Raw genomic sequence first — 22926 nt, forward strand, 5'->3', positions numbered from 1 at the left:
CCGCGCCGAGAGAGGTCCGGCATGTCTTTTCGAGTGCGGCCGGCGTGCGCGCTCAGCGCCTGCGCCGACGACGCTCTTCGAGCGAACCCCACTGAAAGGTGATTTAGTGCGATTTATCGCAGCAAAAGCCGCCGCAGCCTTATCCGCGGTCGTGGCTGCCGTCCTGGTCGTACCCCCACCTGCCTCCGCCGCCGCCCAGCTGATCGGCAACGGCGTCTTCACCAGCTCGACCGCCCCCTGGCAGGCGATCGGCCAGACGACGGTCACGGCCGAGTCCGGCCGTATGCGGGTGAACGTGACATCCGTCGTCGCCAACCCGTGGGACGCCATGGTGACCAGTCCCACCACGGCCGCCCTGACCGCGGGCAAGAACTACACGCTCTCGTTCGACGCGTACTCCACGACGGCCTTCAAGGCCACCGCTACCGTGCAGTATGTGGCGACGCCCAGCTCCAACCAGTCGCTGGCCGCGCCCGTCCAGCTCACCACGGGCAGCAAGCGCTACAGCATCCCGTTCGTGGCCGCGTCCGCCACCAGCACGGCCGCCGAGGTGACCTTCCAGCTCGGCGGGTCCGGCGGCACCCCGACGGTCCGCTTCGACAACGTCTCGCTGATGGAGACGCAGACGACCCGGCCGACGGCGCTGTACGTCTCGGACCAGTCGCACCCCGCCCTGTGGGCCGCCACCCACCAGGACAGCGACGCCACCGCCATCGGCTCGAACATCGGCAACAAGCCGATCTTCGAGTGGTTCGGCGGCTGGTTCAACGACCTCACGCTGGCCGTGGACACCTACGTCGGCGCCGCCCAGGCGCAGGACAAGCTGCCGATGCTGGTGGCGTACAACATCCCGAACCGCGACGCGTGCGCGGACCAGTCGGGCGGCGGCGCGGGCGACGCGGCCGGGTATCACACCTGGATCACCGAGTTCGCCAAGGCGATCGGCACCAGGCACGCGATCGTCGTGCTGGAGCCCGACGGCGTCGCCGCCGCCAGCTGCGCCGACGATCCGGAAGGCCAGTACGGGATGCTGCTGGACGCCACCCAGGTGCTGCGTGCCCAGGCACCGAACGCCTGGGTCTACCTCGACGCGGGCAACGCCACCTGGGTCGCGGCCGACGACATGGCCACGCGACTGGTCAAGTCGGGCATCGCCAACGCCCGCGGCTTCTCCGTGAACGTGTCCAACTACATCACCACGGCCAACTCCGAGAGCTACTCCGTCGCGGTCAACGGCTACCTGTCCGGGACCGTCGGCGCCAAGAAGTACGTGATCGACACCAGCCGTAACGGCAACGGCCCCTGGACCGGCCAGGACAGCTGGTGCAACCCGCCCGGCCGCAAACTGGGCAGCGCGCCGGTCAAGCAGACGACCGGCGCCGAGTACCTCTTGTGGGTCAAGGTCCCGGGCGACTCCGACGGCAGCTGCAACCTGGGCGAGGGCATCCCGGCCGGGACGTTCAGCCCCGACCTGGCCATGGCCCTGATCAACGGCTCCTCCTAGCCCGGAGGACGTGAACCCCGGCCGGCCTGCCCCGGCGGGCCGGGGTTCACGGCTTGTCAGCACATGGTGAAGGTGAGGGACTTGGCGCGGGAGACCGGCGAGGTGATCCGATAGGTGATCGTATGCGTGCCGTCCTGCGGCTCGACGAGGTCCTTCGAATGCACGTAGTCGCTGCGGCTGCCGGCGGGCAGCCGCGCTGAGCCGCTCTCGATGACCTTGCCGTCGTAGATCCATTGGTAGGAGTACGGTGCGGCCGGTTTGGTGGCGTCCACTCCGGCGGCGAAGTTCATGGAGCCTCTGAAGCAGGTGACGCCCTCGTCGTTGATCTTTGATGACCCCTGAACGCGCACGTTGGCGAGGGTGAACGAGGCGCTCGACGCGGGTTTGCTCGTGGTGGGTCTGCTCGTGGTTGGGGTGGAGCTCGGTCGCGTCCGGGTGGGTGTGGGGGTTACGGACGCCTTCGTACGGGTCGGCGTGGGAGTCGTCCGCTCCTTCGTACGGGTGGGCAGTGGCCGGGTGGTCGTGCGATCCGCCGAGGGTGTCTTCGACTTCTTCGGCTTGTGCGCTCCGCGCTTGGCCGAGGGTGTCGAGGAGGTCACCGGCCCGCTGGACTCGGCGGCGAGCAGCGGCCCGCCTCCATATTGGGTCGAGGCGGCGTTCCGGATGACGACGGCTCCCACGGACACGCCGGCCAGGGAGACGGCGACCGCCCCTGCCACAGCGGCGACCAGCGGGAACCGACCCGCGACGCGCTTCGGCGCATGGGGCATCGGCCCTTGGGAGATCGGCGCTTGGGCTACCGGCGATGGGTGTTGCTGCTGCCCGCCGAGGAGTCGCAGAAGTACGTCCCGCATGGCCGGGCGGTCACGCGGGTCCTTGGCCAGGCAGGCGTGGACGACCGGCCGCAGCGGCGCCGGCAGATCCCCAAGCTGCGGTTCCTGGTGCAGGATCCGGTTGACGATGGCCGGCAGCGTGTCCTCACCGAACGGCGGCGTACCGGTACCGGCGAACACGATGACGGACGCCCACGCGAACACATCCGCAGCGGGCCCGACCTGCGTCCCCGCCAGCTGTTCCGGAGCCATGTAGGCGGGCGTGCCGACGATGGTGGCGGTGCCGGTGGCCACGGAGTCGGTGGCGCGGGCGACGCCGAAGTCGATGACCCGCGGCCCGTCCCGTCCGAGCAGCACGTTGGCGGGCTTGAAGTCCCGGTGCACGATCCCGGCCGCGTGGATGGCGGCCAGCGCCGTGGCAGTGCTCACGGCCAATCGCTGTAGGTCGCCGCCCGTATGGCGCCCCGCCTGCTGCAGGGAGGGCCCGTCGACGTACTCGCTGACGATGTACGGCCGACCGCCCATCGACGCGTCCAGCACCTGAGCGATGCAGAACGGCTCCACCCGGCGCGCCGCCGCGATCTCCCTGGCGAGCCGATCATCCCCGGCGGCGACCTCCCGCAGCACCTTGACGGCCACGGGTTTCCCATCGGCCGCCTGGCCCAGATACACCACACCTTGACCGCCCGCCCCGAGCCGCCCCGTGATCCGGTAGGCCCCGACCACCGCGGGATCGCCTTCACGCAGTGGCTCGATGTACGGCATGAGGAAGCGACTCCTGACGGCTTGGAGATCAACCCCAAGGACCCTAGCGGGATAAGCCCGGACTTGTGCCCCCTTAACCAGATCACCCGTTCACGGCGGGTCGGACGGGTCGGGCGGGCCAGGGGTGGTCAGGTCGGGTGGGTGTGGGCCAGGTCCGCTTCCATGCGTGCCGCCGCCTCAGTGAGTGCGGGCAGGACGTCGCGGAGCAGTTCGGCGGGGGTGGCGCGGCTGGCGTGGGTGGCGACGTTGACGGCCGCGGCGACCCGGCCGCTCCGGTCGCGGATCGGCACCGCGATGGACCGTACGCCTTCCTCCAGCTCCTGGTCGACGAGGGCGTAGCCGTCCACGGCCGCCTGCCGTACGGCTGCCGCCAGGTCGGCGGGCGAGGTGAGCGTGTGGGGGGTCAGCGGAGGTGAGGGCATCCCGGCCAGTCGTTCCCCGGGCAGGTCGGCCAGGAGGACCCGGCCCATCGAGGTGGCGTACGCGGGGAAGCGGGTGCCGACGGTGATGTCGACGGTCATGATGGCGACGGTCGGCACGCGCGCCACGTAGACGACGTCGTCGCCGGACAGCATCGCGACCGAGGCCGACTCGTGGACCCGCGCCACCAGGTCCACGAGGTGCGGCTGGACGATCTCGCCGAACGTCCGGCCCGACAGATGGGCGTACCCGAGCTCCAGCACCTTGGGCAGCAGGACGAACCGGCTGCCGTCGGCCGCGACGTACCCCAGCCGTTCCAGAGTCTGCACCGCGCGCCCTACGGTCGCCCGAGGCAGGCCGGTGACCTTGGCCGCGGCGGCCGGCGTCAGCCCGCCACGCGCCGAACCGAGCGACACCAGCACGGCAAGACCGCGAGCCAGCGACTGAAGGTAACCCGCCCCCAACTCCTCCTTCGTCGCCCGCGACGCGTCCACTCCCACGACGATCGGAAGAGGAGAGCCCGGCCCAACCGACGCGACCGGGTCGGCCAGGGCCGTCTCCATCTGCCCCGCCGTCTTCAGCAGGCTGGGCAGTGCGTGATCACGCAGACCGGCGGCCGTGTGTCTGCTGGTGTGGCTGGCCACGGTCAGCGCGCAGATCGTCGTCCCGCTCGCGTCCCGTACCGGCACCGCGACCGCCACCAGGCCGGGCTCGACGAGCTGGTCGTCCTCGGCCCATCGTGCGGCGGGATCGAGCAGGATCAGGCCGGCCGCGCAGCGGTCGGCGGGCAGCAGGTCGCCTACCCGGAAGGCCACCGACATGGTGCGTCGCCGGGCGAAGCGGCCGACGAAGCGGACCCCGTCCCCGTCCCGCACGGCCAGCGACACCGACTCGTCCAGCTCGTCGGCGAGCCGCTGAGCGTACCCGTCGAGGGTCGAGCCCAGACCGCCGCACGCCAGGTACGCCTCGCCCAGCTCCATCAGGCGCGGCGCGAGCAGCACGTCGCGTTCCTCGGCCCGTACGTAGCCGAGCCGGACGAGCGTGGCCACGATCCGGTCGACCGTCGATCTGGCCAGGCCGGTGGCCCGCACCAGGTCGGTCGCGCGCATCGGCCACCTGGGACCGGCGGCCAGCACGCGCAGGACGGCCAGCCCGCGTTCCAGAGTGCCCGCCGGTTCCATCCGCTCTCCCTCTCCAGGTCCCTTTGACAGAGCACGATTCGGCTCTCCATACTCGACGATAATAATGAATTAAAGTTCACCTAGCGAACACATGTGAAGCGGAGTGCCGTGCGGAAAGACAAAGTGGTGGCCACCGCCCTTGAGGCGCTGGCCGATGTTCGGGACGGCGCGTCGTTCGCGGTCGGCGGCTTCGGTCTCTGCGGCATTCCGGACGTGCTGATCCAGGCGTTGCACGAATCCGGCGTACGCGGCATCAGCGTCGTGTCGAACAACTGCGGAGTCGACGGCGGCGGCCTGGGCACCCTGCTGGCCGATCGGCGGATCGCCCGCGTGACCGCCTCCTACATCGGTGACAACAAGGAGTTCGCCCGGCAATACCTGGGCGGCGAGCTGGAGGTGGAGCTGACCCCGCAGGGCAGCCTGGCCGAGCGGCTGCGCGCCGGCGGCAGCGGCATCCCCGCCTTCTACACCCCGGCCGGGGTCGGCACGCCGGTCGCCGACGGCGGGCTGCCGCTGCGGCACGCTCCTGACGGGTCGGTCGCGCTCGCCTCACCGCCCAAGGAGGTCCGCGAGTTCGCGGGTAGGCAGTACGTACTGGAGCACGCCATCACCACCGACTACGCGCTGATCCGGGCGGCGAAAGGCGACCGGCACGGCAACCTGGTCTTCAACAAGGCCGCCAGGAACTTCAACCCGCTGGCCGCGATGGCCGCGCGCATCGCGATCGCCGAGGTCGAGGAGCTGACCGAGCTCGATCCCGACGAGGTGCACCTGCCCGGTGTCTTCGTCGACCGCGTCGTGGCGCTCACCCCCGAACAGGCCGCCGTCAAGCCCGTCGAACGGCGTACCGTCTCCACTCCCCCGGAAGGGAGCGCGTCATGAGCTGGACCCGCGACGAGATGGTCGCGCGCGCGGCGGCCGAGCTGCGTGACGGCGACTACGTCAACCTCGGCATCGGGCTGCCCACCCGGATCCCGTCCTTCCTGCCGCCCGACGTGGACGTGACCCTGCACTCGGAGAACGGCATCCTCGGCGTCGGCCCCTACCCGACGCCGGCGGAGATCGATCCGGACCTGATCAACGCGGGCAAGGAGACGGTGACGGTACGGCCGGGGGCGTCGTTCTTCGACTCGTCGCTGTCGTTCGGCATGATCCGGGGCGGGCACATCGACGTCGCGGTGCTGGGCGCTATGCAGGTCTCGGCGCGCGGCGATCTGGCCAACTGGATGGTTCCCGGGAAGCTCGTCAAGGGTATGGGCGGGGCCATGGACCTGGTCCACGGCGCCCGCAAGGTGCTCGTGATCATGGATCACAGCGCCAAGGACGGCTCTCCCAAGATCGTCGAGGAGTGCTCGCTGCCGCTCACCGGCAAGGCGTGCGTGCATCGGATCATCACCGACCTCGGTGTCCTCGACGTCACCGACCAGGGCCTGGCGCTGGTGGAGACCGCGCCCGGCGTGAGCGTCGCGCACCTGCGCGACCGTACGGATGCGGAGGTCATCGCGTGAAAACCGTCTACGTCCTGGACGCCGTGCGCACCCCCTTCGGGCGCTACGGCGGGGCGCTGGCCGGCGTCCGCCCCGACGATCTGGCCGCGCACGTCATCAAGGCGCTGGTGGACCGTAACGGTGAGGTCGCCGCCGACGAGGTGATCCTCGGCAACGCCAACGGCGCCGGCGAGGAGAACCGCAACGTGGCCCGCATGGCCGCGCTGCTGGCCGGCCTGCCGCTGACCACGCCGGGCGCGACCGTGAACCGGCTGTGCGGCTCCGGCATGGAGGCCGTCATCCAGGCGTACCGGGCGATCGCCGTCGGGGACGCCGGCACGGTGATCGCGGGCGGCGTGGAGTCGATGACCCGCGCGCCGTGGGTGTTGCCCAAGCCGGATCGGGCCTTCCCCGCCAAGGGTCAGGAGCTGGTCTCCACCACGCTCGGCTGGCGGCTGGTCAACCCGAGGATGCCCGCCGAGCACACGGTCGCCCTCGGCGAGGGCGCCGAGCTGATCGCCGACAAACATCGCATATCCCGGGCCGAACAGGATGTGTTCGCGCTGGCCAGCCATCAGAAGGCGGCCAAGGCGTCCTTCGACCGCGAGATCGTCCCCGTCGGCGACCTCACCCGGGACGAGGGCATCCGCGAGGACACCTCGCTGGAGGCGCTCGCCCGGCTGAAGCCCGCGTTCCGCGCGGACGGCACGGTCACCGCGGGCAACTCCTCCCCGCTCAACGACGGCGCCGCGGCGCTGCTGCTCACCGACGAGGCCGGGCTGCGCGGGCGCGAACCGCTGGCCAGGATCACCGCGAGCGGCGTCAGCGCGCTCGAACCCCGCTACTTCGGCCTCGGCCCGGTCGAGGCCGTCAAGAAGGCGCTGGCCAGGGCGGGCAAGGGGTTCGGCGACCTGACGACCGTCGAGCTGAACGAGGCGTTCGCCGCGCAGGCGCTCGGCTGTCTCGCCGAGTTGCCCGAGCTCGATCCGGGGATCGTCAACCCGTACGGCGGGGCGATCGCCCTGGGCCATCCGCTGGGCGCCTCCGGGGCCCGCATCACCGGGACGGTCGCCCATCAACTGGCGGCGACCGGCTCCGGCACCGGCCTGGCCGCCCTCTGCATCGGGGTCGGCCAAGGGCTGGCCGTCGTACTGGAGAGGTAGCGGAAAAGCTCAGCGGCGCCGACCGGCTCTCCGCCGCAGGGCCGCCGTACGACGACGTGGCCCCCTGCGCCGGCGCATCCTGGTCGACAACCCCACGGCCGTCTTCGGTTTCGCGAAGAGTGGCTAGTCGCCGTTGACGGGCTTGCCCAGCGCGCTGCCGGCCAGCCAGTCGTCCCAGGACTTGGCCCACGGCGTGGGACCGTTGCCGAACCGCAGCTTCCTCGACGTGCCGCTGACCTGGATGATGTCACCCCGCTGGGTGAACTCGTAGAACCAGCGGGCGTTGGCCGGGCTGGCGTTGACGCATCCGTGGCTGACGTTGGAGTTGCCCTGCGCGCCGGTCGACCAGGGGGCGGCGTGGAAGAAGGTGCCGCTGTAGGTCATCCGGACGTTCCACTTGGTGGGGATGCGGTACTCCCCCGGGTGGCCGGTGGTCGCGGAGTCCATGATGATGTCCGCGGCCTTCTCCTGGGCGATCATGGTGCCCGAATAGCTGTCGTCGCCCGGCCTGCCGAGGCTGACCGGGATGGTCTTGACGACCTTGTCGCCGTCGGTCACCACCGCCTCGTGGGTGCGGGCGTTCACCTTGGTGATGTGCCGGGGGCCGACGGTGAAGCGCAGGCTGCGGTCCTTGGTGCCCCACAGCCCCTCACCGGCCTTGACCCCGGCCAGATGCGCGACGACCTCGACCTTCTCCCCGGTCGGCCAGTACTCGCGCGGCCGGAACTGGACCTCGCGGTCGCTCACCCAACTCCACGCGCCCTCGACCGGCTCGGACATCGTCACCACCAGGGCCCGCTCGATCGCGGCCCGGTCCTCCTTGTCGGTCACCGACTGCGACAGCAGGAGCTGGACGGGCATCCCGACACCGACCTTGTCGCCGTCCAACGGCGCCATGCCGCTCTCCAACGCGCGTTTCGGCTTCAGCGTGGTGAACTTCGCCTGCCCGGTGACCTGCTTGCCGTCCGTGCCGGTGGCCTCGGCGCTGACCGTGTACGCCGTCGACGGGCGCAACGGCCACTGGGGGCGCCAGGTCCCGTCGGTGCCCATGGCACCCTGCACCGCTTTTCCCTTGGCGTCGGCGACGGTCAGCTTGGTGACCTTGCCGTCGGTGACCTTGACGCTGATCCCCGTGTCCGGAGCGACCTTCTTCGTCCCGTCAGCGGGGGTGATCGCCAGCTTCGCCACCGGGCCCTGCGACTGGGGGGCGGCGCCCGGGGTTCGCGTGCCGCCGCTGGAGGTGCATCCGGCGGTCAGGACCACCGCCAGGGCGAGGGTACTGGCGAACATCGTGGGGCCGGTCCGGCCGTTCCGCATCCTTGATGCCTCCCGTGCCTGACAAGTAGTCAAATTTCACTTTAGCCAGCTTTATCAATGAGCCGTACGGCTCTTGCCCTAATTCGGGGGGAACATGCGACTGCCATCGCGACTACACATGGGTGTAGTCTCCTTTACATGACAGTAACCAGCTATACGCGTGGGCAGGACGGCGCCATCTCGGTGGCCGGCCTGGTCAAGGCGTTCGGCTCGACCCGGGCCCTGGACGGCCTCGACCTGGTGGTGCGCACCGGCGAGGTGCACGGCTTCCTCGGCCCGAACGGCGCCGGCAAGAGCACGACGATCCGCATCCTGCTCGGCCTGATGCGCGCCGACGCGGGCACCGCCCGGCTGCTCGGCGGCGACCCGTGGTCCGACGCCACCGCCCTGCACCGCCGCCTGGCCTACGTGCCCGGCGACGTCACCCTGTGGCCCAACCTGACCGGCGGCGAGGTGATCGATCTGCTCGGCCGGCTACGCGGCGGGCTCGACCAGCGCCGCCGTGCCGACCTGCTGGACCGCTTCGACCTCGACCCCCGCAAGAAGGGCCGCGCCTACTCCAAGGGCAACCGGCAGAAGGTCGCCCTGGTCGCGGCCCTCGCCTCCGACGTCGAGCTGCTCATCCTGGACGAGCCGACCTCCGGCCTGGACCCGCTGATGGAGGAGGTGTTCCGCCAGGCGATCCGCGACGAACAGCGGCGGGGCGACCGCACCGTGCTGCTGTCGAGCCACATCCTGGCCGAGGTCGAAGCCCTGTGCGACCGGCTCACCATCATCCGCGACGGCCGTACGGTCGAGACCGGCACCCTCGCCGACCTGCGCCATCTCACCCGCACGACCATCCGCGCCGAGCTCACCCACGCTCCGGACGGCCTGGCCGGGCTGCCCGGCGTGCACAACCTGCGGACCGATGACGGCGGCGTCCGCTTCGACGTCGACGGCGCCGCACTCGACGCGGCGCTGCGTCACCTCACCCAGGCGGGCGTCCGCAGCCTGGTCAGCCAGCCGCCCACGCTGGAGGAGCTGTTCCTGCGCCACTACGAACGGGCCGACACGGACCGGCGGGTGGCCCGATGACCGGGCTCACGGGCACCGGCAGGCTGATCCGCCTCGCGCTGCGGCGTGATCGCGTGCTCCTGCCGCTGTGGGTCCTCATCCCCTGCCTGTTCCCGCTGACGTTCATCGCCGCGTTCAACGCCGGCTTCCCCACCGCGGCGGCCCGCCAGGAGTACGCCGAGACCAGCCTGCACAACGTCGCCTTCACCGTGGCCTACGGCCCGCTGCACGGATCGAGCCTCGGCCAGCTGGTCACCTGGCGCGCGGGATTCATCCCGGTGGTGATCGCGGTGTTCAGCCTGCTCACCGTCATCCGGCACACCCGTACCGAGGAGGAGGCCGGCCGCCGGGAGCTGATCGGCGCCACCGCGGTCGCGCGCCACGCGGGAATGGCCGCCGCCCTGATCATGACCTGCGGGGCGAGCCTGATCCTCGGCCTGGTGTCGGCTCTGGCGCTGGTCAACGCGGGCCTGGGCGCCGCCGGTTCGCTGGCCTACGGGTCGGGGCTCGCCACCACGGGCTGCGTCTTCGCCGCGACAGGCGCGGTGGTCGCTCAGCTCACCACCGGCGCCGGAAGCGCACGCGGCATCGGGGTCACCGTCATCGGGACCGCGTTCCTGCTGCGCGGCATCGGCGCGGTCAGCGAGAAGTCCGACGGCGGGCTGGGCTGGCTGTCCTGGCTGTCGCCGATCGGCTGGGCGCACCAGTTCCGGCCGTTCAGCGGTGAACGCTGGTGGGTTCTCGCCCTCGCCGGCTGCGGGGTGGCCGCGCTCATCGCGCTGGCCGTCGCGCTGTCGGCGCGGCGGGACCTCGGCAACGGCCTCTTCCAGGCCCGCCCCGGCCCAGCGGGCGCCGCCCCCGGGCTGCGCTCCCCCTTGGCTCTGGCCTGGCGGCTGCACCGCGGATCGCTGGCGAACCGGATCGCCGGGTTCGCCGTGGTCGGGTTCGCGCTCGGCGGCATCGCCAAGAGCATCGGCGAGCTGATGCGCAACCGCACTCCGGAGGCGCAGGCGGTCCTGGCCTGGCTGGGCGGTCACGGCACCGTCGTCGACCAGTACCTCCAGGGCATGATGAGCATGTTCGGCGTGATCGCCGCCGCGTACGCGATCCAGGCCGTCCTCCACCTGCGCGCCGAGGAGAGCGGCGGGCGCGCCGAGTCTCTCCTTGCCGCGCCGGTCGACCGGCTGCGCTGGGCGGGCGGGCACTTCGCCTTCGCGCTGCTCGGCCCGGCCGCCGGGCTGGCCGTCTTCGGGACGGCTCTCGGCCTCGCCCACGGGCTGAACACCGGCGACGTCGGCCGCGAGCTACCCCGTGCCCTGGGCGCCGCCCTCGTACAGGTGCCCGCGGTGTGGGTGTTCGCCGGACTCGCCTTGGCGCTGTTCGGTCTGCTGCCCCGGCTGGCCGCCGGCGCGTTCGCCGTACTGCTGGTGAGCCTGCTGTTCGGCTGGGTCGGCGGCGAGCTGAAGCTGAGCCAGTGGGTGATCGACCTGTCGGTGTTCGCCCATATACCGACGCTTCCCGGCGGCGAACTGACCGTGCTGCCGCTGATCGTGCTGACCGCGATGGCGGCGGCGCTCACCCTGGCAGGTCTGTTCGGCCTGCGCCACCGCGACCTACCTGTGGGCTGACCAAGATGAAAACAATCCCCATCGACTTCACCGGCGTACGTGTCACCGCCCTCGTCGAGCTGTACCTGCGGTGGCTGGACAGCCAGGACCCGCACCCGATCCTCGGCGACCCGTGGGCGGACCGCGTCGTCCGGCGCCTCGACTTCGACTTCTCCTCGTTCAAGCCCATGGCCCTCGGCCAGTACGCCGTCGGCGTCAGATCGCGGGTGATGGACGAGTGGACCAGGGAGTTCCTGGCCAAGAACCCGGACGCGATCGTCCTGGACCTCGGCTGCGGCTTCGACAGCCGCGTCTTCCGGGTCGATCCCGCTCCAGGTCAGCACTGGTACGACGTGGACTTCCCGGACGTCATCGAGATCATGGACCAGCTCTATCCCGAACGTCCCGGGCACACCACCATCGGTGCCTCCGTCGTCGACCGGGACTGGCTCGCCCGTATCCCCGGCGACCGGCCGGTGATCGTGGTGGCCGACGGGCTCTACCAGTTCCTCGACGAGGACGAGGTACGGCAGGTCTTCCGGAACATCATGGACCACTTCCCGACCGGCCAGTTCGTCTTCAACATCGGCGCGGCGTCGGTCAAGAAGCGCTACGAGAGCCAGCCGAATTCGATCTTCGCACAGCACGGCGTCACCTTCGGGTGGACCGTCGAGAGCGCCCGGGAAGCCGAGCGCCTGGACGACCGCCTGCACTACGTGGACCAGCGGAGCGTGGTGGAAGCGGCCCTGATCAGACACGCCTCTCTGTACTACCGGATGCTGTGCGCTCTGGTCAGCATGGTGCCGGCCTGGCGAAACTCCGGCTTCCTGCTCCGCTACCGCTTCTGACCAGCGGCCCCGGCGGGATGGATGATCGCTGTTGACAGGCGTTACCAACCAAGCGCATGCTTCATGCTGTGACGGGCGCCACACCCCCAGCTCGTCCGTAGCCGTCGCACCCGGCGCGAGGTGCCACCGCGGTTGTTCCTCCGACCACTGCGCTGCCCGCAGCGCACGCATGTTGAAGGGATCGATCCACCATGGCAGATTCGACGCCCGCCTCGGCCCCCGCGACAACCACAGACGGACCCAGCCGCCGCACCCTGCTGCGCGGCGCCGCCATCGCCGGCGGAGTCCTCATGACCGAAGCGGCACTGGGCCGCGCACCCGCGTACGCCGACGTCGAATATGACGTGGTGATCGTCGGTTCGGGCGCGGCCGGGATGACCGCCGCGCTCACCGCGGCCAAGCGCGGCCTCCAGACGGTGGTGATCGAGAAGGCGCCGACGTTCGGCGGGTCGGCGGCCCGGTCCGGCGCCGGGATCTGGATACCGAACAACGAGGTGATCCTGGCCGCCGGAGTCCCGGACACCCCGGCCAAGGCCGCCTCCTACCTCGCCCGCGTCGTCGGCGACACGGTGCCGCTCGCGCGGCAGCAGGCGTTCCTGGCGAACGGCCCGGCCATGATCTCGTTCGTGATACGGAACAGCCCGCTGCGGTTCCGGTGGATGGAGGGCTACTCCGACTACTATCCCGACTTCCCCGGCGGGATGCCGAACGGCCGCTCCATCGAGCCCGACCAGTTGGACGGGCACCTCCTCGGCGCCGAACTCGCCCATCTCAACCCCTCGTACATCCCCACCCCGGCCGGCCTGGTCGTCTTCAGCGCCGACTACAAGTGGCTGACCCTCAGCGCGGTCAACCCGAAGGGCCTGGCGGTGAGCGCCGAGTGCCTGGCCAGAGGCACCGCGGCCGCGCTCCGCGGCGAGAAGCCGCTCACCATGGGCCAGTCCCTGGCGGCCGGGCTCCGTGCCGGGCTGCTCGCGGCCGGCGTGCCGGTCTGGCTGAACACGCCGCTGCTCGACCTGCGCGTCGAAGGCGGCCGCGTCACCGGCGTGGTCGTGACACGCAACGGCGTGGAGACGCTGGTCAAGGCCCGCCGCGGGGTCATCGTGGGTTCGGGCGGGTTCGAGCACAGCGCGGCGATGCGCGCGGAGTTCCAGCGGCAGCCCATCGGGACCGGCTGGACGGTCGGCGCCAAGGAGAACACCGGCGACGGCATCGAGGCGGGCGAACGGGCCGGGGCCGCGCTGGACCTGATGGACGACGCCTGGTGGGGGCCCGCGATCCCGCTGCCCGACCAGCCGTACTTCTGCCTGGCCGAACGTACGCTGCCCGGCTGCATCCTGGTCAACGGCAACGGCGTGCGCTTCGTCAACGAGGGCGCGCCCTACAGCGACGTGGTCCACGTCATGTACGACCGCAACACGGCGGCGAATCCGCACATCCCCGCCTGGCTGATCGTCGACCAGAACTACCGCAACCGCTACCTGTTCAAGGACGTCGCGCCGCTGCTGCCGCTGCCCGACTCCTGGTTCACCAGCGGCGCCGCCTTCAAGGCCGCGACGGTGGAAGCGCTGGCGCAGAAGATCGGTGTCCCGGCGGCGGCGCTGCGCGCCACCGTCACCCGGTTCAACGGGTTCGCGACAACCGGCAAGGACACCGACTTCCATCGTGGCGACAGCGTCTACGACCGCTACTACGCCGACCCCTTCGTCAAGCCCAACCCCTGCCTGGCGCCGCTGTGGCTGCCGCCCTTCTACGCGTTCAAGATCGTCCCCGGCGATCTGGGCACCAAGGGCGGGATGCGTACGGACGCGCGGGCGCGGGTGCTCCGGGTGGACGGCTCGGTCATCCCCGGCCTGTACGCGGCCGGCAACGCCAGCGGCGCCGTCATGGGGCACAGCTACGCCGGCGCCGGCTCGACCATCGGCCCGGCCATGACCTTCGGCTACGTGGCCGCGAACGACATCGCCGCCTCATAACATCGCTTATTGACTCCACCTCATTGTGCCGGTAATCACGCTCACAGCCCTCAGAAAGACCATGTGATGCGCGGGATACCGGCACAATGCGCGATATGCCAGCTATTTTCGTCTGATATCGAGCCCCGCACTCATCCTGGCCACCATCGGCCGCCCACTGAAATGGCTCGGCCCCTTAACCGCTACGTTGCCGCTGGAATTACTCTTCAACGTCCTGACCGACAGCGGCAGGGCCGCCGCGTACGCGAGGCCGTACCAGAGCGTCGAGACCGGCCCGGCCGGCACGGCGGCGAGGCTGAGCGCCGCGACCAGGCCGAGCAGTGCGGCGGCGACCGCCGGGCGCCGGGCGGCCACCGCCATGACCGCGGCGCCGCCCAGCACGCCCACGGCGGCGAGGAGGTCGAGCAACAGCCACGCGTCCAGCAGCCCGGCCCGCGCGATCGCGTGCAGCAGCGGTCCCGGCACGGATCCGGTCCAGATCCAGGTGAGCCCGTCGTCCATCAGGTTGACGGCCGTGGGGAGCGCCACCAGCACGCTCACCACCCAGGCGCGGCTGATCAACGGACCCGGGCCAGGCGGTAGGAGGTGCCGTCGTTCCACAGGAGCCAGTCGCCCGCCGCGTACGCCAGGCCCTTGAACGCGAACGACTGGCCGCTGCGCGGATCGTAGACCAGGGACCGCCAGCCGGCCCCCTCACCGAGTACGAGCCCGCTGTACGCGATGAGCCGGTCACCCGCCGTGAGACGCGCGTACAGACGGGGATAGCTGGCGTTGAAAGTTCTTCCGTCCGCCAATTGCATGCCTCCGCCCACGTTGATCTCCCCTGCCGGGGGTACGTGCGGGCCCTCGGTGACCCGCCAGTCGGCGCGGTCCGCCGTCCTGAGGACGCCGTCCACGACCCAGGCGAACGTGTCGCGGTTGGCCGCGCCCAGCCAGAGCTGGTACCGGTCCGCATCGGTCCGGACGTTCACCCCCTCGGGCAGCGGGCGCTCGGCGACCGGGGCCCCCGACTCGACGTCCACCTGGTGCAGGCCGTTGGCCTTGTAGGGGTCGACCACGAACAGGTCGGGATAGGAGAACGCGACGGCTTCTCCGGAAGCGCCGGGCACCGGGGCCGCCTTGGTGCAGCCCTTCGCCGCCCACGGCCGCAGCGTGGTGTCGCTGCCGACGATCGTCTCTCCACTGACCCACAGCGGAGTCCCGACCATGTTCTCCTGCATGACCGGTGTGGTGCCGTTCCGGTCCCGGCAGTAGAGGGGGGCGATCATGTTGGTCCCCGGCCATGCGCGGAAACCCGGTCCGGTGGCCGGTTCCGCGCCCGAGGCCGCACCCAGCGGGCGCAGTGGGCCGCCTTCCGGCCCCCACTCCCACAGCTTCTTCCGCGACCTGCCCAGGACGGTCCCGTCCTCGCCGAGCGACTCGGGAAAGAAGTCGGTGCCCTCCGTGGTCTTCGCCGGCAGGGCAGCCGAACCAGGGAGGTCGACCAGGTCGCCGAGCCCGTTGACGGAGTTGGCGACCGTCTGGCCCTCTCCACCGACCTGCCGCCACGCCACCGGTACGGCCACCGCCAGCGCCACCGCGCAGGCCGCCGCCGCGAACGCCAGCGCCCGCCGCCGCCTCCGCCTGACCGCGACGCCTCGGTGGACGCGGTCGGCCAGGCCCGCGGGCGGAACCGTCCGGCCGGGGTCGCCCAGCACGGCGCCGAGCCGCGACTCCACGTCATCCATGATCGACCTCCTGGTTGTCGAGAGTGGTACGCAGCCTGGCGAGCGCCCGTGACGCCTGGCTCTTGACGGTGCCCGTGCTGCAGCCCAGCAGCCGGGCGATCTCCTTCTCACTGCGCTCCTCGACGTAGCGCAGCACGAGGACCGCGCGCATCCGCGGGGGCAACTCGGCGAGCCGCGCCCTGAGGCTCGCGTCGGCGAGCAGACCTTCCAGCCCGCTGTCCTCCACGGCGGGCTCGGGTGGGTCGGCCACCGTGACCTCCCGCCGGGGACGCCGCCAGCGGTTGGCCATGATGCGCAGCATCGCGGTGCGGACGTAACCCTCCGGATCGTCCTTGCGGACGACCCTGCGCCAGTGCACCCCCGTCCTGGTCAGCGCCTCCTGCACCAGGTCCTCGGCGTCATGCCGGTCGCCGGTCAGGACCATGGCGTAGCGGTAGAGCGCCGCCAGCCGCGCGGCCACGAATGATGCGAACGGATCCTCCACCCCTACAAGGACACATGAGGAGGGCAGAAGGTTGCGTCCGCCCACGAGTGCCGCAATTCACCATGAAGCTCAAATGCGGCTCAATATTAAAAAGACGTCCTTTCGCCCGGCTGGTTTTCCTGGAGCTGATAAATTCCTGACCATCGAAACAAGAGACAGGAGAGAACAATGACACTCACTCGTCAAGCCTTTACGGCCGCCCTTTCCTCGCTGGTCGTGGCCGGCGGCATGCTGGCCTTCGGCACCCCCGCCGAGGCCAGGTCCCAGTGCACGTCGACGGGCGCGGGTTATTTGTGCGTCAATGTGGATCCGCGCGGATATGACGCCTCCTACCAGAAGACCTCCGGCAGCACGGCGCATGTCGACTTCAATCTCGTCTGCGCCAACGGGCGCTGGTTCGGCGACGAGGGCTCGTTCTACATCTCGGCCGGCGAGACCCGGACCTACACCTTCGCGGTGGGCTCCCAGGGCAGCTGCTTCCTGAAGCTGATCGACATGCGGACCGGAGCGACCTGGGAGACGCCCAGCATCAGCCGGTGACCCGCCGCGCCGGTTGACAGCCTCGGGTGCCAACGTAGATCGTTCCCAGTGAAGATCCACTGGAACCCAGGTTGCTCAACGGCAGGCTGCTCTGGTGGCGGTGGCGGGCGCCTCATGGGCCCGCCACGGCCGATCGGGACGCCCGATTATTCGCAACGCAGGCGAGCGGTCACCGAATGGAGGCATACGAAAGGGTGCCTTGACGCTGGCGAGCAGCCGGACATAGCATCGCCCCGAAATCGAAAAGGCGGGGGACTTAAACATCTTATGCGGCTCGGCCGACGCATTGCCAAAAGCAAAGGCGATCGGCGTTCCGTTGCGTAAGTAAAGCAGGAGGATCCACCTTGTCTTGTTCGGGCGCCCTGACCGGGCACATTCCTGAGCCGCACTTATGAGCCGGCCGACCGTGGCCATTACCGGTGGCGCCGGATTTCTCGGGTCGCATCTCTGTGAACGGTTTCTGGCCGAAGGTCATCAGGTCGTCTGCGTGGACAACTTTCTCACCGGATCGCTGGCCAACGTCGAGCACCTCATGGCCGAGGAACGCTTCCGGCTGGTCCGCGCCGACGTCTCGCTCCACCTCGTCATCCCCGGCGACCTGGACGCCGTCCTGCACTTCGCCTCCCCCGCCTCGCCGACGGACTACCTGCGATTACCGATCGACACGCTGCGCGTCGGCTCCAACGGCACGTTCAACGCGCTCGAGCTGGCCAAGGAGAAGGGCGCGCGGTTCGTGCTCGCCTCGACCTCGGAGACGTACGGCGACCCGCTGGTCCACCCGCAGCCGGAGACCTACTGGGGCAACGTCAACCCGGTGGGACCACGTGGCGTCTATGACGAGGCCAAGCGGTTCGCCGAGGCCACGACCATGGCCTACCGCCGTGCCCACGGCGTCGACACGGCGATCCTGCGGATCTTCAACACGTTCGGGCCCCGGATGCGGCCGTTCGACGGGCGGGCGATCCCCACGTTCGTCCGCCAGGCACTGCTCGGCGAGCCGATCACGGTCGCCGGTGACGGCAGCCAGACCAGGTCCATCTGCTACGTGGACGACCTGATCGAGGGGATCGTCCGGCTGTGCAACTCGGACCTGGACGGCCCGGTCAACATCGGCAACCCGCACGAGCTGTCCGTGCTCGCGCTGGCCGAGTGGATCAGAGAGCTCACCGGCTCCACGTCGGAGATCGAGTTCACGCCGCGCCCCCAGGACGACCCGACCGTGCGCCGCCCCGACATCACGCTGGCCAGAACCCGGCTGGGCTGGGAGCCGCGGACGCCGATCGAGGAGGGGCTGCTGCGCACCATCGCCTGGTTCCGCCGGCACCAGCCATCGTGGCGCGCCGAAGAAGCCACGGCCCACGTCGACCTCACCACCGCGGGGACCTAGATGGAATTCTCACCAGCGCTCGCCGCGCATTTGCGCGCGATAGAAACGCGTGACCTGGACGGATTTCTGGCCACCGTCCACCCGGACGCCACGGTCATTCTGCCCAACGGAAAACTGCTGACCGGAATAGACGCGATCGGCGAGTTCCACACCGCCTGGTTCGGCGACCCGGATTGGTCGCTCAAGACGGAGGTCATCCGGACGGAGACCTTCGGCGAATCAGCATTCGTGGTGCTGTCCGTCGCGTACGCCGATCTGGATCCCGAAGGCCGGCCGTACGAGAAGTCCTATTACCTCACGCTGTACTTCGCCCGAATCGACGGACGGTGGCTGCTCGTGCACGACCAGAACACCTTCAGCTGAGCGAGGTGGCCCCCTGAGCAGGCTTCGATCCACGATCAATCTCGCGCCGGTCGCCTACCATCTGGCCCGGATCCGGCGGCGGGAGCGCCTCGGCCACGCCGAGCAACTGGACCTCCAGGCGGGGCTGTTACGCACCCTGGTACGCCACGCCTACGAGAACGTCCCCCACTACCGGCGGCTCCTCGACCCGGCCATGGTCGAGCGATTACGGAGCGCCCGTGACCTGGCCGGCTTCCCCGCACTGGACCGCATGGACCTGCACGGCGAGGCCGGCGACGAACTGCTCGCGACCGGCTTCACCGCCGAGAACACCCGCGCGGCCACCACCAGCGGCTCCTCCGGCATCCCGATCACGATCCGCAACTCGGAACGGGATCTCGGCTACCTGCGCGCGACCTACCTCCAGGACATGCTGTCCAACCGGCTGCGCCCCACCGACCGGATCGCCTATTTCCGGGTCAACCCGTTCCTGCGCCATCCGCTGGAGCGGTTCGGCGTCCTGCGGAACTTCCACATACCGACGGGCCGCTCGCTGGACGAGCAGGTGGCGGCGTTCCTGGCGGCCCGGCCGACCTTCCTGATCGGATTCCCCAACGTCATCCGGAGCGTCGTCGACGAGCTACGGCGGCGCGGCATCGAGCACCGAGGCGTCCGGACCGTGCTGTTCGGCGGCGAACGGCTGTCGCCGACCGCGCGGGCGCACATCCTCGACTACTTCGGCGCGGCCCACCGGGAGGTGTACGCCTCCGTCGAGGTCTTCACCATCGCCCGTACCTGCCCGCGAGGGGCGATGCACCTGCGGACGGCCGACCTGGTGGTGGAGGTCGAGCACGAGGACGGGACCGTCTCGGTGGAGGACGGCGAGGGTGACATCCTCATCACCCGCCTGCACAGCGAGGCGATGCCGTTGATCCGCTACCGGCTCGGCGACCGGGTCCGGATCGGTCCGAACGACTGCCCCTGCGGGGTGGCGCGGACGCCGATCGTGCGGGAGGTGATCGGCCGCAGCCAGGACCGGATCGCCGGCACCGACGGCAGGCGCTACTACGGCGACTTCATCACCTTCCCCGTGCAGAGCTTCCCCGAGGTGAGCCGGATGCAGCTGGTCCAGGACCGGCCGGGCTCCCTGGAGGTGCGGGTGGTGCTGGCCCACGACGCCCGTCCCGCGGTGACGGCCGACATCCGGGACGCGGTCCTGCGGGCGGTGCCCGACCTCGAGGTCACCGTCCTGCCGGTCCAGGAGATCGTCCCGGAGGCCAACGGCAAGATCAAGCTCGTCAAGGTGCTCGATCTCGCCGGGGGTCCGCCGGACAAGCCGATGGAGAAAGGGGCCGCGGCGGATGTCTGATTCCTCTCTGCGGGAGAAGCCACCGATCACGAAACCGGCGGAGCGGCCACGGCTGGGTATCACCGCCATGATCCCGTGCTACAACGAGATCGCCTGCGTCGAGCGGGCGTACCAGGAGATCCGGTCCGAGCTGGCCGCCTACGACGACGTCGAGCTGCTCTTCGTCGACGACGGGAGCACGGACGGCACCCTTGAGGCGATCAAGGGCTTCGCCGCCGCGGATCCCCGGGTGAAGTACCTCTCCTTCGCCCGCAACTTCGGGCTGGAGGCGGCGTTCTCCGCCGGCTTCAAGTACGCCTCGAAGCCGTGGACCGTGCAGTTCGACGCCGATCTCCAGTCCCCGCCGGAAGAGATGCACCGCCTGGTGGACAAGGCGCTCGAAGGCTACGACGTGGTGTTCGCGGTCCGGGAGAACCGGCAGGACCCCTGGTACCGGCGGCTGGGCACGAGCGGCCACCAGCTGATCGCCCGCCGCTGGCTGGGCATCGAGCTGCCGCCCGGCGCGTCGGTGTTCCGTATCGTCAAGACCAGCGTGGCGCGCAAGGTGGTGGACAGCCGGCTGACCACGCCGTACTTCATCGCCACCGCGCCTCTCCTCGGCGCCCGCTACACCACGCTGCCCACCTCGCACCGCCCGCGCGTCGACGGCCAGGGCAAGTGGAACCTGCGCAAGCTGGTCTCCCATGCCGTCGAGCTCTTCGTCGGGTTCTCCTTCCGGCCGCTGGTGTGGCTGAGCGCGCTGGCCGCCGTCGTGGTGGTGGCCGGGGTGACGGTCCTGGCGCTGGCCCTGGCCGGCCGGTTCGGCCCGACCGAGCTGGCGGAGGCCAGCCTGGTCACCGGCCTGATCACGCTCGTCACGCTCGCGGTGGTCGCCCGCTATCTCGTACGGATGATGCGCGTACAGGCGATCGGCGTGCCCCGCTACCAGATCAGGGAGGCCAACATCCCGATCCGGGCGGACGAGGCCCTGTACGGCTACGAGACCCCCTATGTCGGCACCGAGGTATGGGAGAACGCCTCATGAGGAACCTCATCGTGCTCGGCGGCGGCGAGGACCAGATTCCCGCCTACCGCGAGGGCCGCCGGCTCGGCTACCGGGTGATCGGCGTGGACCAGCGACCGGACGCCCTCGGTGCCGCGGAGGCGGATCACTTCCTCTGCATGACCAGCCGGGATCCGGAGGGGATCGCCCAGGCTCTCGGCCCGATCGACGTGGCGGCCGTCATCTCGCCGGCCAGCGACGCGGCCCAGGAGGCGGTCGCCGAGCTGAGCCGCTTCTACCGCACCGCCCACCAGCCCGCCCCGGACGCGCTGCGCTGCTCGGTGGACAAGGGGTTCTTCCGTGACGTGGTCGGCCGGCTCGGCCTGCCCACCTACCGCCACGCCCAGCACGACAGCATCGACGAGCTCACCGAGGCGGCGGCCCGGCTGGGCTATCCGCTGATCGTCAAGCCGGCCGACTCCTCGGGCAGCAAGGGCATCACCGTGCTCGACGGCCCCGCCGGGCTGGTGGGCGCCATCGAGCACGCCTGGAAGTACTCCTTCTCCCGGCAGGTGATCGTCGAAGAGCTGGTGGCCGGGCGGCACTGCGCCGTGGAGTCCTTCTTCGCCGACGGCGAACTGGCCTTCATGGCGGTCACCGACCGCGTCATCACCGGGCCGCCGGCGATGATCAGCCTGTCCCACATCGTCCCGGCCGACCTCGACGACGACGTCCACGCGCGGCTGAGCGACGCGGTCAGCGCGATCTGCGCGGCGGTCGGCCACCGGCAGGGGCCGGTGAACTTCGACTTCGTGCTCACGCCCGGCGGCGACATCTGCTTCATCGAGATGGGCGCCAGGCTGGGCGGCAACGGCATGCCACTGATGGTCCAGCACGCGTTCGGGCTGAACACCGTCGAGGCGGCCATCCGGCTGGCCCTGGGCGAGCCGCTGCGCATCAGCGTCTCCCGCCGCAGGACGGCCGTGCTGCGGATCCTGGCCGCCGACGTCGACGGCGTGCTCACCGCGATCGAGGGCCTCGACGAGCTCCGGCGGATGCCCGAGGTCGTCGACGTCCAGGTGTTCAAGACCGTGGGCGAACACGTACGCGCCTACACGCAGGCAGGCAACAAGCTCGGCTACCTGGTCATGGTGGCCGACACGCGCGAGCAGCTGGAATCCGCGCTGGATGAAGCGCTGCGCACCCTCCGGTTCGTGATCGAGCCTGATACGAGAGGTTCAGAATGATCCCCCGCAAGCACGTCGGCTTCCTGATCTTCCTGGCGCTGGCGGTGATCGCCGCGGCGTTCGTCTGGTTCGGGCTGCCGCACGACCGCCAGGTGAAGTCGCTGTGGATCTTCCTGGTGAAGCTGCTGCCCTTCGTCTTCGCCACCGAGGCGATATCCCGGCTGGACGTGGAGTGGGCCAGGCGGCTCCGGCTGCCGGTGCTGGTGATCCCGGCGGCGTTCCTGCTGTACTTCCTCTACTTCGTGCCCAAGATCTTCTTCTTCGGCTCCGAGGTGGCCGGGACCCGTGAGGCGTACTACGACCTCTACTACCACGTCCTCACCCTGACCCCGTTGATCATCGTCTCCCTGGCCATGGCGTTCCGGCTGGGCGGCGGCTCGGCGGGGACGGTACGCAGGCTCGGCTACGGCATGCTGCTGCTGATGCTGTCGGGCCTGGAGGACCTGGCGTTCCTCACGGTCAACAACCACGTCGACCCCGCCTTCGTCACCATCCCCGAGGTCTGGGACTGGGCCACGCACATGAGCGTGTTCATCGGTCACGCGCCGAGCAAGTACGAGGCGTACGCCTTCATCGCCGTGCACGTGGTGCTGGCGCTCGTCATCTTCCTCAGCCCGCAGCGCTGGTGGGAGTCGCTGGGCCGCAAGTTCACGCCGAAGGCGCTCCAGGCGCGCTCGGAGAGCGTGTAGCG

General features: G+C 70.2%; 21 protein-coding genes. 15 read left to right on the forward strand and 6 right to left on the reverse strand.

Annotated features, from left to right (window positions below):
• Positions 1–106 precede the first annotated feature (106 nt).
• A complete protein-coding gene (locus tag KME78_RS03780) occupies positions 107–1504 on the forward strand; it encodes a glycoside hydrolase family 6 protein (RefSeq protein WP_308126799.1) in 1398 nt (465 codons plus the stop codon).
• 56 nt (positions 1505–1560) lie between these two features.
• On the opposite strand, the gene KME78_RS03785 is transcribed toward KME78_RS03780, so the two are convergent.
• Both KME78_RS03785 and KME78_RS66990 read right to left on the reverse strand, forming a co-directional pair.
• Positions 1561–3102: a serine/threonine protein kinase gene (locus tag KME78_RS03785; protein WP_219527328.1), complete on the reverse strand. Its 1542-nt coding sequence runs from the start codon at positions 3100–3102 to the stop codon at positions 1561–1563.
• A gap of 128 nt (positions 3103–3230) precedes the next feature.
• Complete coding sequence (locus KME78_RS66990) at positions 3231–4703, reverse strand: IclR family transcriptional regulator domain-containing protein (RefSeq protein WP_219527329.1); 1473 nt, start codon at positions 4701–4703, stop codon at positions 3231–3233.
• A gap of 108 nt (positions 4704–4811) precedes the next feature.
• Here KME78_RS66990 and KME78_RS03795 point away from each other — a divergent pair, with 108 nt between their 5' ends.
• The 3 genes from KME78_RS03795 to KME78_RS03805 are packed head-to-tail and all read left to right on the forward strand — an operon-like array spanning position 4812 to position 7353.
• The gene (locus tag KME78_RS03795) at positions 4812–5585 is read left to right on the forward strand and encodes a CoA transferase subunit A (protein WP_219527330.1); all 774 of its coding nucleotides are present in this window, start codon (positions 4812–4814) and stop codon (positions 5583–5585) included.
• Positions 5582–6211 (forward strand): CoA transferase subunit B, encoded by a 630-nt coding sequence (locus KME78_RS03800; protein ID WP_219527331.1) that lies wholly within the window; start codon positions 5582–5584, stop codon positions 6209–6211. The genes KME78_RS03795 and KME78_RS03800 overlap by 4 nt, the downstream gene beginning before the upstream one ends.
• Entirely contained in the window at positions 6208–7353 is a 1146-nt protein-coding gene (locus KME78_RS03805; protein ID WP_219527332.1) for a thiolase family protein, read from the forward strand. Before KME78_RS03800 ends, KME78_RS03805 begins: the two co-directional genes overlap by 4 nt.
• A gap of 123 nt (positions 7354–7476) precedes the next feature.
• Here KME78_RS03805 and KME78_RS03810 read toward each other — a convergent pair whose 3' ends face one another.
• Positions 7477–8670, reverse strand: a complete 1194-nt coding sequence (locus KME78_RS03810; RefSeq protein WP_246650381.1) for a L,D-transpeptidase — start codon at positions 8668–8670, stop codon at positions 7477–7479.
• A 138-nt stretch (positions 8671–8808) separates the two neighbouring features.
• Here KME78_RS03810 and KME78_RS03815 point away from each other — a divergent pair, with 138 nt between their 5' ends.
• The 4 genes from KME78_RS03815 to kstD all read left to right on the forward strand — a co-directional run bounded on the left by KME78_RS03815 (position 8809) and on the right by kstD (position 14157).
• Entirely contained in the window at positions 8809–9747 is a 939-nt protein-coding gene (locus KME78_RS03815; protein WP_219527333.1) for an ABC transporter ATP-binding protein, read from the forward strand.
• Positions 9744–11354, forward strand: coding sequence for an ABC transporter permease (locus KME78_RS03820; protein ID WP_219527334.1), 1611 nt, complete (start codon positions 9744–9746; stop codon positions 11352–11354). The genes KME78_RS03815 and KME78_RS03820 overlap by 4 nt, the downstream gene beginning before the upstream one ends.
• Positions 11355–11359: 5 nt before the next feature.
• A complete protein-coding gene (locus tag KME78_RS03825) occupies positions 11360–12181 on the forward strand; it encodes a class I SAM-dependent methyltransferase (RefSeq protein WP_219527335.1) in 822 nt (273 codons plus the stop codon).
• Between the two features lie 191 nt (positions 12182–12372).
• Positions 12373–14157, forward strand: a complete 1785-nt coding sequence (gene kstD / locus KME78_RS03830; protein WP_219527336.1) for a 3-oxosteroid 1-dehydrogenase — start codon at positions 12373–12375, stop codon at positions 14155–14157.
• Between the two features lie 102 nt (positions 14158–14259).
• Here the strand turns inward: kstD and KME78_RS03835 are convergent, their stop codons facing one another.
• From KME78_RS03835 to KME78_RS03845, 3 genes are read right to left on the reverse strand one after another with little or no spacing between them, the layout of a single operon-like run.
• On the reverse strand, positions 14260–14718 hold the full coding sequence (locus KME78_RS03835; protein WP_219527337.1) for a hypothetical protein: 459 nt from the start codon (positions 14716–14718) through the stop codon (positions 14260–14262).
• Positions 14715–15884, reverse strand: coding sequence for a hypothetical protein (locus KME78_RS03840; protein ID WP_219527338.1), 1170 nt, complete (start codon positions 15882–15884; stop codon positions 14715–14717). Before KME78_RS03840 ends, KME78_RS03835 begins: the two co-directional genes overlap by 4 nt.
• A complete protein-coding gene (locus KME78_RS03845; RefSeq protein WP_219527339.1) occupies positions 15877–16368 on the reverse strand; it encodes a SigE family RNA polymerase sigma factor in 492 nt (163 codons plus the stop codon). The genes KME78_RS03840 and KME78_RS03845 overlap by 8 nt, the downstream gene beginning before the upstream one ends.
• A gap of 168 nt (positions 16369–16536) precedes the next feature.
• Between KME78_RS03845 and KME78_RS03850 the strand changes: the two genes are divergently transcribed.
• The 7 genes from KME78_RS03850 (at position 16537) to KME78_RS03880 (ending at position 22924) form a co-directional block, all read left to right on the forward strand.
• Positions 16537–16908: a hypothetical protein gene (locus tag KME78_RS03850; protein ID WP_219527340.1), complete on the forward strand. Its 372-nt coding sequence runs from the start codon at positions 16537–16539 to the stop codon at positions 16906–16908.
• 391 nt (positions 16909–17299) lie between these two features.
• A complete protein-coding gene (locus tag KME78_RS03855) occupies positions 17300–18295 on the forward strand; it encodes a UDP-glucuronic acid decarboxylase family protein (protein WP_219527341.1) in 996 nt (331 codons plus the stop codon).
• Positions 18296–18658, forward strand: coding sequence for a YybH family protein (locus tag KME78_RS03860; RefSeq protein ID WP_219527342.1), 363 nt, complete (start codon positions 18296–18298; stop codon positions 18656–18658).
• Between the two features lie 193 nt (positions 18659–18851).
• Positions 18852–20006 carry a phenylacetate--CoA ligase family protein gene (locus KME78_RS03865; RefSeq protein WP_219527343.1) on the forward strand — a complete coding sequence of 385 codons (1155 nt, stop codon included), beginning with the start codon at positions 18852–18854 and terminating at the stop codon, positions 20004–20006.
• Positions 19999–21030 carry a glycosyltransferase family 2 protein gene (locus tag KME78_RS03870; RefSeq protein ID WP_246650382.1) on the forward strand — a complete coding sequence of 344 codons (1032 nt, stop codon included), beginning with the start codon at positions 19999–20001 and terminating at the stop codon, positions 21028–21030. The genes KME78_RS03865 and KME78_RS03870 overlap by 8 nt, the downstream gene beginning before the upstream one ends.
• Positions 21027–22235: an ATP-grasp domain-containing protein gene (locus KME78_RS03875; protein WP_219527344.1), complete on the forward strand. Its 1209-nt coding sequence runs from the start codon at positions 21027–21029 to the stop codon at positions 22233–22235. The genes KME78_RS03870 and KME78_RS03875 overlap by 4 nt, the downstream gene beginning before the upstream one ends.
• Complete coding sequence (locus tag KME78_RS03880) at positions 22232–22924, forward strand: hypothetical protein (protein WP_219527345.1); 693 nt, start codon at positions 22232–22234, stop codon at positions 22922–22924. Before KME78_RS03875 ends, KME78_RS03880 begins: the two co-directional genes overlap by 4 nt.
• Positions 22925–22926: the final 2 nt, after the last annotated feature.

Origin of the sequence: Nonomuraea guangzhouensis (genome assembly GCF_019396345.1) — a bacterium.
Classification (GTDB): domain Bacteria; phylum Actinomycetota; class Actinomycetes; order Streptosporangiales; family Streptosporangiaceae; genus Nonomuraea; species Nonomuraea guangzhouensis.